Origin of the sequence: Micromonospora sp. CPCC 205554 (genome assembly GCF_036902745.1) — a bacterium.
GTDB classification, from domain to species: Bacteria; Actinomycetota; Actinomycetes; order Mycobacteriales; family Micromonosporaceae; genus Micromonospora; species Micromonospora tulbaghiae.
The window spans coordinates 57,238-72,196 of the sequence record NZ_JBAKHP010000003.1; the positions used below are offsets into that span (position 1 = coordinate 57,238).

15 protein-coding genes are annotated in these 14,959 nt (G+C 68.6%); 3 read left to right on the plus strand and 12 right to left on the minus strand.

Annotated features, from left to right (window positions below; all coding sequences use genetic code 11):
* The first annotated feature begins 172 nt into the window (after positions 1 to 172).
* Positions 173 to 619: an NUDIX hydrolase gene (locus V6U82_RS06075; RefSeq protein ID WP_334459746.1), complete on the plus strand. Its 447-nt coding sequence runs from the start codon at positions 173 to 175 to the stop codon at positions 617 to 619.
* On the opposite strand, the gene V6U82_RS06080 is transcribed toward V6U82_RS06075, so the two are convergent.
* Genes V6U82_RS06080 through V6U82_RS06115 form a run of 8 tightly spaced genes read right to left on the minus strand, consistent with a single transcriptional unit; the run spans position 602 to position 8,084 of the window.
* Positions 602 to 1,189, minus strand: a complete 588-nt coding sequence (locus V6U82_RS06080; protein WP_334459749.1) for a histidine phosphatase family protein — start codon at positions 1,187 to 1,189, stop codon at positions 602 to 604. The genes V6U82_RS06075 and V6U82_RS06080 overlap by 18 nt on opposite strands.
* Positions 1,186 to 1,932 carry an SDR family NAD(P)-dependent oxidoreductase gene (locus tag V6U82_RS06085; RefSeq protein WP_334459750.1) on the minus strand — a complete coding sequence of 249 codons (747 nt, stop codon included), beginning with the start codon at positions 1,930 to 1,932 and terminating at the stop codon, positions 1,186 to 1,188. Before V6U82_RS06085 ends, V6U82_RS06080 begins: the two co-directional genes overlap by 4 nt.
* Positions 1,929 to 3,071 carry a hypothetical protein gene (locus V6U82_RS06090; protein WP_334459752.1) on the minus strand — a complete coding sequence of 381 codons (1,143 nt, stop codon included), beginning with the start codon at positions 3,069 to 3,071 and terminating at the stop codon, positions 1,929 to 1,931. Before V6U82_RS06090 ends, V6U82_RS06085 begins: the two co-directional genes overlap by 4 nt.
* Positions 3,059 to 4,135: a glycosyltransferase family 9 protein gene (locus tag V6U82_RS06095; RefSeq protein ID WP_334459754.1), complete on the minus strand. Its 1,077-nt coding sequence runs from the start codon at positions 4,133 to 4,135 to the stop codon at positions 3,059 to 3,061. Before V6U82_RS06095 ends, V6U82_RS06090 begins: the two co-directional genes overlap by 13 nt.
* Positions 4,132 to 4,686, minus strand: a complete 555-nt coding sequence (locus V6U82_RS06100; RefSeq protein ID WP_334459755.1) for a phosphoribosyltransferase — start codon at positions 4,684 to 4,686, stop codon at positions 4,132 to 4,134. Before V6U82_RS06100 ends, V6U82_RS06095 begins: the two co-directional genes overlap by 4 nt.
* Complete coding sequence (locus tag V6U82_RS06105; protein ID WP_334459756.1) at positions 4,683 to 6,590, minus strand: hypothetical protein; 1,908 nt, start codon at positions 6,588 to 6,590, stop codon at positions 4,683 to 4,685. Before V6U82_RS06105 ends, V6U82_RS06100 begins: the two co-directional genes overlap by 4 nt.
* A complete protein-coding gene (locus V6U82_RS06110; protein WP_334459757.1) occupies positions 6,587 to 7,156 on the minus strand; it encodes a DUF4254 domain-containing protein in 570 nt (189 codons plus the stop codon). Before V6U82_RS06110 ends, V6U82_RS06105 begins: the two co-directional genes overlap by 4 nt.
* 49 nt (positions 7,157 to 7,205) lie before the next feature.
* A complete protein-coding gene (locus V6U82_RS06115; RefSeq protein ID WP_334460305.1) occupies positions 7,206 to 8,084 on the minus strand; it encodes a hypothetical protein in 879 nt (292 codons plus the stop codon).
* 188 nt (positions 8,085 to 8,272) lie between these two features.
* Here V6U82_RS06115 and V6U82_RS06120 point away from each other — a divergent pair, with 188 nt between their 5' ends.
* The gene (locus tag V6U82_RS06120) at positions 8,273 to 9,322 is read left to right on the plus strand and encodes a hypothetical protein (RefSeq protein WP_334459758.1); all 1,050 of its coding nucleotides are present in this window, start codon (positions 8,273 to 8,275) and stop codon (positions 9,320 to 9,322) included.
* Here the strand turns inward: V6U82_RS06120 and V6U82_RS06125 are convergent.
* From V6U82_RS06125 to V6U82_RS06140, 4 genes are read right to left on the minus strand one after another with little or no spacing between them, the layout of a single operon-like run.
* Entirely contained in the window at positions 9,304 to 9,972 is a 669-nt protein-coding gene (locus V6U82_RS06125) for an N-acetyltransferase (RefSeq protein ID WP_334459759.1), read from the minus strand. The genes V6U82_RS06120 and V6U82_RS06125 overlap by 19 nt on opposite strands.
* 24 nt (positions 9,973 to 9,996) lie before the next feature.
* Positions 9,997 to 10,677, minus strand: coding sequence for a GOLPH3/VPS74 family protein (locus V6U82_RS06130; RefSeq protein ID WP_334459760.1), 681 nt, complete (start codon positions 10,675 to 10,677; stop codon positions 9,997 to 9,999).
* Positions 10,678 to 10,686: 9 nt separating this feature from the next.
* Positions 10,687 to 11,691 carry an acetamidase/formamidase family protein gene (locus V6U82_RS06135; protein WP_442933423.1) on the minus strand — a complete coding sequence of 335 codons (1,005 nt, stop codon included), beginning with the start codon at positions 11,689 to 11,691 and terminating at the stop codon, positions 10,687 to 10,689.
* A gap of 5 nt (positions 11,692 to 11,696) precedes the next feature.
* Positions 11,697 to 13,103, minus strand: coding sequence for an APC family permease (locus V6U82_RS06140; protein ID WP_334459762.1), 1,407 nt, complete (start codon positions 13,101 to 13,103; stop codon positions 11,697 to 11,699).
* Positions 13,104 to 13,478: 375 nt separating this feature from the next.
* Between V6U82_RS06140 and V6U82_RS06145 the strand changes: the two genes are divergently transcribed.
* The gene (locus tag V6U82_RS06145) at positions 13,479 to 14,948 is read left to right on the plus strand and encodes a helix-turn-helix domain-containing protein (protein ID WP_334459764.1); all 1,470 of its coding nucleotides are present in this window, start codon (positions 13,479 to 13,481) and stop codon (positions 14,946 to 14,948) included.
* Positions 14,949 to 14,959: the final 11 nt, after the last annotated feature.

Sequence of the window (14,959 nt, forward strand, 5' to 3'; positions counted from 1 at the left end):
AGTCAGAGCCGTCGCATGGGGCCTATCCTGCCCTCGCTAAATTGGCACTCGGCCCGCACCCGTTGAGGCTGGGTAACGCTTGCCGAACGCTATTCAACACTTTGTGCTCGCACGACGTCACGGTGTAACTTCGAGTCGCCCTCGCCTCGGACGGCTGCTGATTGGGGTCTACATGCGTGAGGTCGTGCGTCGATCGGTACGGGCGATCCTGTGGGACGAACGTGATCAGCTCGTGTTGATCAAGAGGACGAAGCCCGGCCAGGCCCCTTACTGGACTGCGCCCGGTGGCGGCCTTGAGCCGACAGACGCATCCCTCGATGCGGCCCTGCGTCGTGAGCTGCGGGAGGAGTTGGGCGCGGAGGCAGATCGGCTCAGCCAAGTGTTCTTGTTCAGCTCGCCGTCAGGGGATGGGGTGTCCGTACAGCACTTCGTCTCCTGCCGGCTAACCCAGGTAGACGAGAATGCCCGTACGGGTCCGGAGTTCGCTGATCCGGGCCGGGGTGGCTACGTTCTCGACCGAGTGGCTGTCGACCGCCTCCCTGAGGTGGACTTGAAGCCTGCAGCCCTGAAGGATTTTATCCTTGCCAACACTGACGCGTTGCTATCGGAGCTCAGCTAGGGCAGGCCAGATCCCTGCCGGTGCGAGCGAGAAGCGGCGCGCGGCTTGGAACACGTCTGGGGAGCGGCTCGCTCCGGTGGTGATCGCTGCGACGGCGCCGATGAGCACTCGGTGCGAGACGATCAATGCGGTGCTTCCCTCGACGGGGTGTCCGAGGATCGTCGCGGCGGCCATCGCCCTTTCGTAAAGGGCTGTGAGGCTTTCGCCGCCGGGCAGGGACGAGTCTGGGTCGCGGAGCCGGTTCGCGCGCCAGGTCTGGTACTCGGCTGGGTAGTCGTCCGGTCCTTTGCCGAGGACGCAATCGGGGGCGCGCCACTCGGCGTACAGCGGGTTGGGAGCGGCGAGCGGCACGCCGAGCAGCGCAGCCAGGATTTCCGCGCTTGTGGCGGCGCGCGGATGCGGGCTGGTCAACACGATCGCAGGCCGGACACCGCGGTCACGAAGTGCGTGGGCGGTGGCGGCGATCTGTGCCGCGCCGCGTGCGGTGAGGGGCGTGTCGGGGCGGGCATGGGCGTGGGGGCGGGTGATTCCGTCGAGGCTGGTTCCGTGGCGGATCCAGAGGGTCGTCATGACAGGTGCCAGCCGCCGTCGACGTTGATCGCTTGGCCGGTGATGAATCCTGCTTCCGGGGTGGCCAGGAAGGCGATGGCGGCGGCGACGTCCGAGGGCTGGCCCCGTCGTTTGATGCACTGTCGGTCGAGTTGGCGTCGGACCATGGCCTGGTGATCGGGTACGACGCTGTGTTCTGCGGGGACCTCGATCGAGCCGGGCCGCACGGTGTTGACGGTGATGTTGTGGGGACCGAGTTCGAGGGCGAGGGCGCGGACGAGTCCTTCCAGGCCGCTTTTCGCGGCGATGTAGCCGGCGAGGTCGACGCGCCCGAGCTGAGTCATGACTGAGGAGACAGCGACGATGCGGCCGTAGTTGTTGCTGATGAGGGCGGGTGTGGCGGCGCGGATGACAGCGGCGTGCGTGACGAGGTTGAGTTCGAGTTGGTCGCGTAGGACGTTGAGGTCCGTCCGGCTCCACGGGATGCGGGGGTACGCGCCGGCGTTGCTGATCAGGACTGCGAGTTGGCTGGCATGTTGCTCGATGGTGGCGCGGAGTGCGGTCTGGGTGCCAGCGGTGGTTAGGTCGCCGGTGACGGTGTGGGTCTGTGCGCCGTGGCGGCGGGCGGCCTTGACGACCGCGTCGAGGTTGGTGTCGTCGTATCGGTGGGTCAGGATGAGGTCGAAGGCGGCTGACAGCCGGGCGGCGGTGGCCGCGCCGATGCCGGTGCCTGCTCCGGTGATGACGGCGATGGGGCGGCTCATGAGGGCGGCTCCGCTGGCGTCTGGGTGGTAAGTCCGAGGATCTGCTCCAAGTCGGCGTCGGGTGCGTAGAGGTCGGCGAGTAGGCCCAGCGACAGAGCGGCGTCGCGGGGTTCCAGGAGCTGTAGTGGGTATACCGCGAGGATCCGCATGGCGAGGTACGGGCGTATCCAGGTGAGTAGATCCGTGGCGGTGGAGAGTGCGAGCGGTCGGGCGAGCGTCGTGAGGTATCGGGTGATGGCTTGCTGTCGGGCCGGCGATGGTTGGTGCTGGTAGTCGATGCCGACGGCGCGGGGGGAGAGTCTTCTGAGCCGTACGGCGGGTTCGACAGCTTCGGCGAGTGCCTTCCTGTGGTCGGCGTAGGCGTCGGTGTTGTAGTGAGGGACAAGCCAGGCGCCGTGCAGTCTCTGGTACCAGAGGAAGCAGGCGATCTCGCCGGGGATGGCGTTGAGGCCTGCGGTGTCGTAGTCGAACCAGACGGGCTGGTTGTCGGCGTCGAGGCCGATGTTGAAGTCGGTGGGGTCGCCCTGGGTCATCGCGGCCCAGACCTGCTCGTCCGGGTGGAAGGCGTCGCGTAGCTCGCTGACGAGGGCAGGAAGGTCGAGCCGTCGAGGCTGTCCGTTGATCATGAACGTGGTCTCCCGCAGCTCAGAGGGCCGGAGACCGTCAGCGTCGGTCAGTTTGAGCACGATCGGGTTGTGGCCGTAGTAGTGGTCCAGCCTGCCACCAGGCTGGACCCGGTCGCGGTAAAGCTTGCTGTTGATGTGTGAGGCGGGGACTCGGCAGGTGGTCGCGTCGATGGTTCGGCGGTAGTGCCGGAAGGTCGCGTCGAGCCCGCAGTCGAGGTTGTGCGCGCTGCCGGGGCCGGTGGACGTGAGAGCGTCGAGGAGCAGGCCGGTGTTCGGAAGATCGGGTTGGTGGCGGTCGTAGAGGGTGAGGGTCCAGTGCCCGATGCGGTGCTGGGAATGCAGCCTCGGTAGCCGGTAGTGGTGGCGGATTCGGTGGTGCCCGGCGACTTCGGCCGCAGCCTCCACGGGATTCGGATTCACCTTGGCGAAGAGGCGGTGTGCGCCGATGTCGAGGTGGAAGGTGCGGTTCATGGTGAAGCGGCGGTAGCGGCCGACGCGGATCATCGAGTCCACCAGCCCGCGCACTGCCCCGCGAAGTCGGCTATGATCTTGGCGGGGATGGCGCGAAGGTCGCTCGCGGTGGACCAGAGCCTGTCGTCGTAGCGGTCTCGCACGGGACACGCGTCGGCGACCGACATCAGGTGCGAGAACGGGGTAGCCACCGCGTGGTGGCCTGCTGATCCGGTGATCCACTTGGCGTAGCCGTGCCGTCCGTAGAGGCCGACCACCTGCGGCTGGGTGCCGTCCGCTCGAATGGTGAGTGCGGCGAGATGGGTCAAGCCGGTGTCGTTGCCGATGACCAGCTCGGCGGCAGCGAACAGGTCAATGCACTCGACCGCCGTTGGTCCGTGAAGTACCTCAATCTGCCCTACGGATGCCGGAGGCTGGTGGTCCGGTGGTGTCACCAGGCTGAAGCGCCAGGCGCCCGAGTGACCGGCTGACAGGTGTTCGGCGAGGGCGCCGAAGTTGTCGATGCCGTAGTCCTTGCGGTCGGGGCGACTCGTCGTGCCCACGAAGACCACGTGAAGTGGCTCCGGCGCTGCGGCCGACGACCGGAACCTGGGAGACGGGTCACCGGATGCGGGGAGCCTGACGCCGAGGGCTTGCTCGACGTCGAGGTAGTAGCGCATCGGCAGCGCCGCATGGACCTCGACAATGTCGGCGTCGATAAGGTCGAGCAGCATTGGCGGCGATTCCGGTACCGCGTCGAATTCCAAGGCGTCTTCGCTGCCGAGCGTGCCCAGTTGGTGCCCGTCGCCGTACGCAACCGTGACTGGAAGGGTGCACCGGGCGATCAGATCCGCCCGGCTGCCCGTGTACTCCAGGGTGCCGATCTGATCGTGTGTGGCGTCGTGAAGTGCCTGCGCCATGGCGAGGCCGAGTAGCAGGTCACCGAGTCCGCGAGAGCCGAAGTCGACGCGCCACCCGGTCTCACGTACCGCGTCGAGGCGTGTCCGTCGGGGTGGGGTCTCTCCGTTAGCCCGCCGATACGGCAGGAGCCGGCCGAGCGGCGCCTGTTCACGTCGGACGAGGTACTGCCCGCCGCGGTGGCACACCGGTTCCTCGACGAGGGTCACAGCGTTGTCAGTACGCACAGCGGGACCCCATTGCGCTCGAGTAGCTGTCGGCCCTCGCCAGCGGTGTCTTCGACGAGGCAGAGCGCGCCGGTGATGTCGGCGCCGGCCGCGCGAAGCGCCTCGACGAGATTGGCCAGAGTGAGTCCGGTGGTGATCTCGTCGTCCACGATGAGGACGCGCAGTCCTTCGAAGTCGCCGTAGGCGAAGACCTCAAGACGCCGGGCATGCGGCTCGTGGAACACGAGCTTCCCGGGTAGATCGAGGTTGACTTTCCAGGCAAGCCGATACTGGCTACCACTGGCCCAGGCCAGCGCGATCGTCGGCACGATGCCGCCGGCGTCCAAGCCCAGGAGAAGATCGTGCGGCCGGTACGCCGGGTGCTCGCACCATCGCTTCCATAAGCTACGTCCCGTCGCCAGTACCTGTTCGGCGGCCACGTCGGTGCGGATGCCATCAAGGCCGTGGACGACGCGGATCGGACGAGTGGTGTCTCCCACCCCGAGCCGGGTCACCCGATCGGCGTGAAGAACATCGTCAAAGGCGGTGGTCATCGAGGATCTGATCCTTCCGTCTGGGGCGTGTTGGACGCGACCGAGCAGCCGAGCACGTCGTGGTAGGCGAGGATCTTGGCGGCGGCTCCGCAGACCCGATGGGAGAGGGCTTCGTCCTGTCGCCACCGGTCGCCACTGACCTCGGCCACCGACGGGAGGTCGATGTCGGCGTCCGGATGGCTGGTGGTGAAGGCGAGACGGACCTCCTCGCTGGCGTCGAGATCCACGCCGTCGGCTCGCAGGATGATCTTCATGATCAGCACGACGTGCTTGTAGACAGCGCGGACATCGGGCTCGGGGTTCGCGGCGAGTCGCCGCAACACCATCGCCACGAGCGGCAGCTCGCTGCGTGAGGTGCGGTCGTCGGCCGGTGCGTCGAAGGCTTTGAGTACGAGGTCGCTTCGGCGGTAGAGCAGGCCGCAGCCATCGCGGGCTATCTGCCGCACCGCGTGCAGTACTCGGGGCGGGACCAACCCGGCGAGCATCTCCCGGGTGGTGAACGACGACAGTGCGATCTTCTCCCCTGCCGGTCCGCTCTGGGGTACACACCTGGTCTGGAGCCAGTGCAGCGGCAGCGTGTCGCGTACGACAAGGAGGTCGATGTCGCTCCATCCCGGTTGCCAGCCCTGATGGGCGAGACTCCCCGTGGCGGCGACGAGCGCGGTCTCAGAATCGGTCAGTCTGGCGACGCAGTCGGCGAGTACCGGTTGCAGAGCCTCGGGGATGGCCGTGTCCACGTGCGGTGGAAGCCTGGCCCCGGACCTGCGGTGAACAACTTCCGTGACCGCCCTCTTCAGCGCGGCCAGGCTGCGGCCGTTGTCGATGACCGTGTCGGCGATCGACGCGATGCGGTCTCCGCCCCGGCTTCGCTTGATCGCGTCGCGGGCGGAGAGCGATTCCATGGCCTCGGTGGCGCGCTGCGCGCGAAGCCTGTCCGGGAGGCGGAGGAACACAATCTCGCAGCGCTCGCCCCAGATCCTGCGAAGGTGTGCTGTGGCGTCGAAGCGGTGCGCGCTTTCCAGGCTGATCCGGTGCGAGCCCGGGTTCAGCGCGGCGAACCGCAGGATCTCCTCCGTGAGCATCTGTGCCTGGGTTAGCTCGTCCCATTCGCGATACGGATCTGCCGTACCGAGCCGATCGGCGGCAAGCTGCATGAGGTAGCCGATCTTCAGCCGAGTGGCTGTGTGCTCCGTGCGGAGCAACTCGCCGACCGTGCTCTTGCCGCTCTCGGACATACCAGCGAGCACCCATAGGTGCTGGATCCGGTCTGGTGGCAGCGGAACGACGGGCACGTCGAGTTGCGTCAGGACCTGGCGGATTTCGCGCTGCACATCGAGGAGTGGGCGGTGCCCGCGCACCACGGTGGCCTGGTACTCCCCGCTATCGACTTGAAGGTCGATCGCCTCGGCCAGTCGCCGCTGGTACTCGACGTAGCGTTCGGTGGTCGGCACAGGCTCGCGTGCCACGGCGTGGTGCGCCTCGGCTACCGGCTGGTCGCTGTGGCGCAGCAGTAGGTGCAGCTCACGGCGCGGCGCGGGGGCGTAGCGGCGTGCTCTGGCCTCGACGTGGGCGAGCGCCTCGGCGGTGGATGTGCCGTCCTTGACCGCCGCTGTCGCTGCGCAGGTCGCCACAAGCATCGGCCAACCGCGGTCTTCCAAAGCCAAGGGGCCGCCACCGGCACACCGTGCGGCGTGGGAGCTGAAGACGAGGTCGATGTGTTCGTCGGTGGTGCTGTCGACGAACCACCACTCACTGAAGTCTCGTCGCGACACTTCGGCCCATCGCCGGTCCCACCGATCGACGGTCCCGGTGAACTCGACATCCGGCATCGCCGACGCCAGCCAGCGGGCGTTCGTGGTCTTGCCGACGTTGTCGGCGCCGTTGAGGGTGACAGCGATCCTCATCGCGGCTCCCGATAGCTCTTGAGCGTGCGCCAGTGAGGAATGCGGCGGCGACCTTCCTGAATGTCAAGCACAAGGGTGTCGAAGGCTTCGGTGAGCTCGGTGAACTGCTGGAGCGCCAACGAAGGATCGACGTCGCTCGGGTCCAGCTGGGCGGTCTCCGAGAATCGGCTCCACCGAACCCACGCGATGGCCAGGCGGTCGATCACGGAGCCGATCGTCTCGGTGTGCAACGGCGCCCCGCCCGGAGGCCGGATCACACGCTCAACCCAGGAGTCGATCTCCCCGATGAGAGCGACGCGAGTGGCGTTGAGACGATCGATCGATCTCTTGGCAGCAGCTACCACGTGGTCGTCAGCGGCCGGGTCGCGGGAGATTGTTTCCGCCGCCCATTGTTCGCGGTGGTGCGAGGCGAGGCGGGACGCCGTGTGAAGGGGCACCGCCCAGACCTCTGGCAGGACCCGCGGATGGCCGCCGAACGTACTGGTGATCAGTTCTGAGCTGGGCAGCGGTGGACAACGTTGCGTGTCGGGGGCGAGTGGTGAGTGACCGACGGAAGGGAGGGGCATGGGTGAGCCTCCTTGATCCTTGGTAAGGCGGTGGCCGGTGCTCGGCCTGTCAGGGCCGGAGGGTGGTGGCGGTGTCGTTGGTGTGGCCGCGTTCGAGGATGAGGACGGCGGAGAACAGGCCTGGCCGGCGCCCGCTCAGCCGCTCGTGCGCGGCGAGGATCTCGCCACTGTGCGGATTGACCAGCAGCTGGGAGGTGGATCCGTCGGCGGTGATGGTGAAGGTCAGGCCGGTGCGGCCGACGATGTCGGCGCTCTCTCCGCGGTAGGTGATGCCGGGGATGGCCGCGAGAACGCGCAGGCTTGTGGCCCGTTGGGCTTGGTTGAGGTACTGGGTGGTCGCGAGTGCGACGACGCCGTTGGCGAGCAGCCGCGGATAGGCGGGCTCGTTGGCCAGTTCCCTGGGGGCGAGCATGGCGGCGAGGGTGGGCGCATCATCGGGCAGCGGCTCGGGCAGGTACGGATGCAGGCCGCCTGACAGGTGCTCGGTCGTTGTCTCAGGCGCCTGCGTGAACAGGGCCGGCTCGTGGCGCTCGGGTTGGTGGTTCAGTCCCGGCAGGTCGGGGAGGCGTCGAATTGCCTCCTGGCCCGAGCCGTCGATATCGCGGCGCCATTGGCGCAGGTCGGTGCGGGTGATGGCATTGGTGGCGCAGGTCCAGGACTGGGTGTGCAGGTAGGTGTAAGGCAGAGCGGTGGTGGTGTCGCCGGGCGTGGCGGTGACGGTGTCGGCGAGGGCGGTCAGCCGCTGTGACGGCGTGAGACCAGGCCCGGTAGCGGCCGGCTGCGTGGCGACAGTCCGGCTGTCGGCTATTGCGGGCGGCGTCGACGCGGGGTTCTGGTGGGCTGGGGTGGTGGCGTGGCAGCCGCTGAGGAGAACGCTGCCGAGCAGGCTGACGGCCAGGCGGCGGGCGGGGGCAGTCGGGGTGGCCATCACGGTGTCGGGGTTCCTTCCTGGCACTGAGCAGTCGGTGGCGACGGCAGGGCTGGCGTTGTGAGGGTGCGGGCAGTGGCGAGGGGAACTCACCGCTGACCGTCCTCGTGGTGGTGACTCTTGGTGGCGCAGTCCTGTCGGATGCGGGCGAGGTGGTGGGTCATGCGGGCGGTGGTGGGGTTTCCGGGGTGCTCACGGCGCTGCGTGGCGATGGTGTCGGCGAGGAGGTCCTGGGCGGCTTGGCAGTGGCCGAGGTCGTGCAGGACGAGGGCTGTTGTGGCATGAGCGGCGAGGGTGCGGTGGCCGCGTGGGCCATCGCTGCTCGCGGCGTGCTCGCCGAGCTGCCGATAGAGGTGGTATGCGCGTTGATGGTGCCCGGCGCTGCGGTGAGCGGCGGCGAACAGGTGCAGGGCGTGCAGGCTGCGCCGGTGCGTGGGGCCGTAGAGGTGGTCGGCGCTGTGGTGGCCGTACCCGGCCCAGCGGATGGCGGCATCGAGCTCACCGAGCCGCAGGTGCAGTGCGGCCAGAAGGGTTCCGGCTTCGGCATGCACCGGATGGGGTGGGGCGGTCGCGGGGTCGATGCCGGTGAGGCTGCCGTGCAGGAGTTGCCGGGCGCGAAGGGGATCGCTGACGGCGAGGTCGCGGGCGGCGGCGACACGCTTTGCGCGCTCGGTCTCCCATCGGCCTGGACCGGCCACGGGTACCGCGCGCCAGGTCAGAGTCATATCGTGAGCGGCGGCGCCGACGGTGACGCAGGTCAGGACGCGGTGAGCGTGCATGGCGGCCAGGTGGGGGCGCGCTGGTGTCCCTGCGGGGGAAGCGATGATCCGTGGCGCGTGTCGCAGAATCGCTCGACCGACATGATCGGCGATGACGACGGCGTCGAGTGGCCTGGGCCAGCAGTCGTTTCCGCAGAGGTACGCCGGTGCCGCGGCGGCCGTCTCAGCCAGAGAAACCGGTTGGTGGCAGAACTTGCAGTGCAGCAGCCCAGGGACCAGATACCCCGGTCGGGTTCCGTCCGCCGCTCGGTCCGCCTGCTGCGCCTGTGGAGCGGTGGCCTTGGTGACCCATTTCTGCACAGTGCGGGGATCGAGGTCCAACTGGCGGGCGACGGTGGTGACGGCGCCGTATGCCTGGACGGTGCGGGCGTCGGCGACGCGCTGGACGACAGCGTCCACGAGGTCGGTCGGGTATCTGCGAGGGAAGCCCATGATCTGTCCTATGGGGTGGACGGGTAGGCGTGCTGGTCTTGCCAGCGGTCACCGACCGGGCGCGTGGGATTGATCGGCATGGCTCTGCTGGCGTGGTGGGGGTTGCGGCGCATGGGGCGCAGGCTCGGCCCGTTCGGCAGGGTGAGGGGCGGGCGGAGCGTGTACCCATAGCGGGCGAGCAGGTGCTCCGGTTCTGCGGTAACGGTGGTCCAGGAGGGCAGGTCGATGCGGTCGAGGCGGGCGCGGTGATGGCTGAGCAGGGCGCTGCCGCAGCCGGCCTTCTGCCGCGTGGGGGCTACGGCGAGGAGCGCCAGGTGGTAGTGCGGTTCGGTGGGCTGCTGCTGTGCGATCAGGCCCTCAAGGGCGGTGAAGCGCTCAGCGTGTGCTCCGGCGGCCTCCACGAGGCGGGTCGGGTAGTTGGCTGGTGGCGGGATCGGTCGGTAGCGGTGAAAGCCGACGATGGCGGCGGTGAGGTCTTCGGTGAGGTGCACGTCGCCGAAGAACATCGCGTGCTCCACCCACACCGCGACGACGTCGGTCATCACCTGGCGGCGCTGCGCCGCGTCCGGTACCAGCCAGGCACCGAGCGGGCTGGGGTGCAGGGCGTCGGCGATCAACGCGGCGACGGCCTGTCTGTCTGTCCAGCGGGCGGCGCGGATACGAACGCTTGAGTCCACGGCGTTTTCGTCCCTCTCGGCGGTCTATCGGTAGGTGGCGGTGGCGAGGTCACCGATCGCGGCGTCGACGGCGGCGGTGATCTCCCGGATGGGGCGGTGATGTTGGTCGGCGATGGTCTTCAGGTGGGCGGTGAGGGTGGCGGTGTCGTCGTCGAGGTAGAGGTGATCGGCGAGGCCGAGGACGGCGACGAGGCCGGCGAGCGCGGCGGTGTGGTTGTCCGGTTGTTCACGGCCGGCGGCGAGGTAGCGCAGCCGGGCGCGGGCGACGACGGCCCACTTGGTGTCGGTGGCGAGGTAGGCGTCGGCGCGGATCAGGCCGCCGAGACGGCGGCGGGCGGTGTGGCGCAGGATGCCGGCGGCGACGAGTCCGGCGCGGGTGCGTTCGTACAGGTCGTCGGCGAAGCTGCGCAGGAACGCCTTCACGGTCGGGGTGGTCCGGGAGTGGTGGATCGCGGCGAGGGCGGTGTCGGCGATCAGGTCACCGACTGCCTGGTCGGAGTTCAGACGTAGCCACCGGTCCGCGGCCGGATGGTCGTCGTAGGAGCCGAGGGTGATCCGTCCGGCGAGGAACAGGTCGATCAGCACTCCGCCGGCCATGCCGAGGGCCAAGGCTTGGCGGTGAACGTGCGGCTGGCCGGTGTCGTCGTGGTGCCCGAGCAGGAACAGCTCGTCGCGCAGCGACAGCTGGGGTATCGACGCGGTCATCAGATTCCCCTATTCCTGAACTGCGGCCATGTCCCGCAGCCGGGCGTGCGCGTCGCGGTAGGCAGCCTGCGGCTGCGGGAGCAGGGCTTTGTCGATGGCCGCCACGACGGTGTAGTTGGGGTCGCAGACGTTGCCGATGGGTGCCCGCCCGGCCTGGGAGATGAGCTGATAGGCGTCCAGGGTCTGGAGACCACACAGGTCGACGGTCCAGGCGGTGAGGTCCTGGTGAGCCATGCGGTAGGCGTCCTCCAGGGGGCGGGCGCAGCCGACCGACATGATGGTCGTTTCAGTTTCCAGGCGCGGCCAGGCGGTGGCGGCGCCCTTGACGACCTCGACGCCGAGGGTGGTGACGGTGGCGATCTCCACGCCGACGCCGCAGGCTTCGCCGTGTCCCTGGCGGGCGTGGCCGTCGCCGAGGGCGAGCATCGCCCCGTGCACGTTAACCCCGAGATACAGGGTGGTCCCGGCGCGCAGTTCCGGGGTGTCGAGGTTCCCGCCGTAGTAGTCCGGGACGATCGTGGACCGGGATTCCATGCCACCTGGGGCGACGCCGATGGTGCCGATCATGGGATCCAGCGGCAGCTCGACGGTGTGCTCGCTGGCGGTGGCCCGGTAGCGGACGATGCCCGCGTGCCGGTCGATGTCGTACACCCACACCCGCTCCTCCAGCGGCGGCTGCAACGTGGCTGTGTGCGAGGTCGACGTGAGTGCCCCGAAGTACGGGAAGGTCGCCGACACTCCCCAGTCGCGGGCCGGTTCGATCGACAGGAGGTGCACGGCGAGGGTGTCGCCGGGTTCAGCGTCCTCGACGAAGAACGGCCCCGACACCGGGTTCAGATACGGCATCTGGCACACCTGCGACGGCAGGTCAGCCGCCCCCCGCACGAGACCGCCGAAGCAGTCCTCCGTGTGCACGGTGATGACGTCGCCGGAGCGGACGTGCGCCACCGGCAGGCGTCCACCGAAGGTGTAGGCCAACTCGTCGTGGGCGGGACGGTAGGTGAAAGGGCTCATCGCGATCACACCCGCTCCAAGTCACGCCCGGCCGGCTGGGTGGGAGCCAGGCCGGACAGCACCGGCCGGCGGCCGGTCAGGTACAGACCGGCCAGGACGACCATGCCGAGGGCCAGCCAAGCCAGGCCGAGGCGCTGGGCGGCGATGTTGGCGTTCACCACCACGTAGGCGAGGATCACGAAGCCGACCGAGGGCATGAGCAGGTGCGCGAACCAGTTGCCGCTGCGACGGCGGATCAGGTGGTGCACGACCACCGAGACGTGCAGGACCAGGAACGCCACCATCGCCCCGAAGTTGATCAACGACGACAACAGCGTGATCCCATCCGCCCGCGTCGCCATGTACAGGCCCAGGGCGAGGGACACGATGCCGGTTAGCAGGGTCGCGTTGATCGGCACGCTGCGACGCAATGACACCTTCGCCAGAAATGCGGGGAGCTGCTGATCACGGGCCATCGCGTACAGCAGCCTGGACGTGGCGACCTGCGCGACCATCGAGTTCGGCAAACCCCATGCGATCGCGGTCGCCACCGCGCACACCGTCGCCAGCCAGCTCCCGCCGGCCACCGCGGCGGCGTCGTAGAAGGCGGTGCCGTTTACGTCGCCCTCGGCCAGCAGCCCGCCGGGGTTGGGCACGAGCATCGCCGCCAGCCATGTCTGCGCGATGAACAGCACCCCCGCCAGGACGAGCACGGCTGCCATCGCCCGGCCGATCTGCCGGGCGCCGTCACGGGTCTCCTCCGCCAACATGGAGATGCCGTCGAAACCCAGGAACGACAGCACGGCGATTGACACCGCCCCCGCCACGAGGGACCAGGTGAAGGTGTCGGCGTTGTAGAACGCGTCCCAGCTGAACCGGCCCCTACCCGCCGCGAGGGCCCAACCGGCGACGACCAGGAACAACGCCAGGACGATCAGCTCACCAACGAGCATCACCCGAGTGACCACCGCCGTCATGCGGATGCCGACCGAGTTGACGACGGTGTTGACCGCGACGAACCCGAGCAGCCACAGCCACACCGGCACCGTCGGCACCGTGGAGTGCATCGCCACCGACGCCACCAGGTACAGCAGGCCGGGAACGAGCACGTAGTCGAGGAGGATCACCCAGCCGGCGAGGAACCCGACCGGCGGGCTGATGCCCCGACCGGCGTAGTTGTAGACGCTGCCTGACATCGGGAACGCCTTCACCATCTGCGCGTACGAGAACGCGGTGAACACCAGCGCCACCACACCGATGGCGTAGGCGAGGGCCACCATGCCGCCGGAGCCCGCGTAGACGCTGCCGAAGATCGCCATCGGCGCGATCGGGACCATGTACACCAAGCCGTACGCCAACAGGTCCCGAAAGCGCAACTGGCGGCTGAGTTCCTGCCGATAGCCGTAGCGGGCGAGGTCGTTCGAGGTTGTCATCGGTAATCCTCACGAGGATGAGAAGCGCGAGCAGGGTGCGGAGAGACGCCTGCCGGGTGGTCGTCAACGACCCGGCGGCGACGGGCATCCGCGGTTGACGTTGCTGTGGCAGCTACTCCATTAGTCACCGGCGGTGGCTACATCCGGACCGACGGTGATCCGGCTCGGCAAGCTTGCCAAGCGCATCCACGTGAATGGATCCCCAGTGGTGGTGAGATTTTTCCCCACCCGCGCACGCCTGTGACCTGCAGATACTTTGATCAATTAGCGGCGAGCTACCCACTCCGGGGCCGCTGGCCTCGCCGCGCCCCGTACCGATTGCGATGAGAGGGGCGATACCGTGCGACAGGAGGCCGCACGTAGGGGGTGACCGCGATGGCAAGGACGACGGGCACCAAGGCGCAGCGTGATCACGTACGCCAGACACTGGCCGGTTTCGGAGCGACACCCACAGCCATCGCCGCCGAGCTGCAGCGCCGCTTCGGGCTGCGCCCCCGAGATGCCTTCCGCCAGGCCCATGGTTGGACTCAGGACGCGGTAGCCGAGAAATTGAACGCCAAGGGAAACGGTTCGGCGACGTTCACCGGGGCGCGGATCAGCGACTACGAGCGGTGGCCCTTCGGCGGTCGTCGGCCCACCTTGGCCGCCTTGAACGCACTGGCGCAGGTCTTCGGCACCGAACCGGGCAGTCTGGTCGATCTCGACGACCTGACCGCTATGCCGGAAGCAGACCGAGCGGCGCTGGGCGGCAGGAACGCCGCCCCGATGCCTGCACCATCGGTCGCATCCTCAGCACCGCCTGGCGCGATGGCTGAGCCTCTGCGGTGGGACCTCGGCGCTCTGCAGGACGAGACGGAACTGGTGATAGCGGTGGCAGAACGCACGGCGAGCTTCGGCGCATGGGCGCAAGCCTCCAACGTCGGGCCTTTCACCCTCGACGATGTCGCTGCCTCCACCCGCAGGATCGCCGTCGACTACCTGACCGAGCCGCCCGTCGTCGTCTACGCGCGGGCCGGGCTCCTGGCCGACCGCGTATTCCGCCTTCTGCAGACCGGGCGCCAGAACCCTGATCAGTCTCGGGAGCTCTACACCTGGGCGGGCTACCTCTGCACACTGCTCGCCTGGATGGCGGGCGATCTCGGACACCCGGCCGCAGCCGAGTCCCAGGCACGCACCGCCTGGATGTGCGCCGAGACCGTCCGCGACAACACCCTCCGCGCCTGGGTCCTCTCCACGATCAGCAAGACCCACCTGTGGGAGCGGCGGTTCGAAGACGCGGCCAACGCCGCCGTGCGTGGCTACGGTCATGCCGCCGAGGGCAGCGCGGCGGTCATGCTGGCGTGCCAGGAAGCGGACGCGTGGGCGGAGATCGGCGCTGTCGAGCCGGCCCGGGCAGCACTGCAACGCGCCGAAGAGGCCCGCCAACATGCCAGCCGCGACCCGGTGGGTGGCCTTCTCGCCTGCGGCACGGTGCGACTACACAACTACGCTGGATCAGTGCTGCTCCGCATTGGCGAGGCCGCCAACGCCATCGAGCATGCCGAGCACGCCCTGACGGAAGCCGCCGCGGACCCGTCGGTCGCCTACGGCACGCTCGCCCAGATCCGCATCTGGGCCGCCGCAGCACATCTCAAAGCCGGCAGCCTCGACGGCGCGGTCTCGGCCCTGTCACCGGTGCTCGCTCTACCACCCGAACAGCGGCTCGACCCGCTGGTTCACCGCCTGCGCGGCGTCGGGCGCAACATCGCCGGCAACCCGTCGCTGCGCACGAGCATCGAGGCCCGCAGTGTCCAAGCAGCAATCACCGAGTTCTGCGCCACCGGCGCCGCCCGGCAACTTCCCTGAACCTGGAGAAC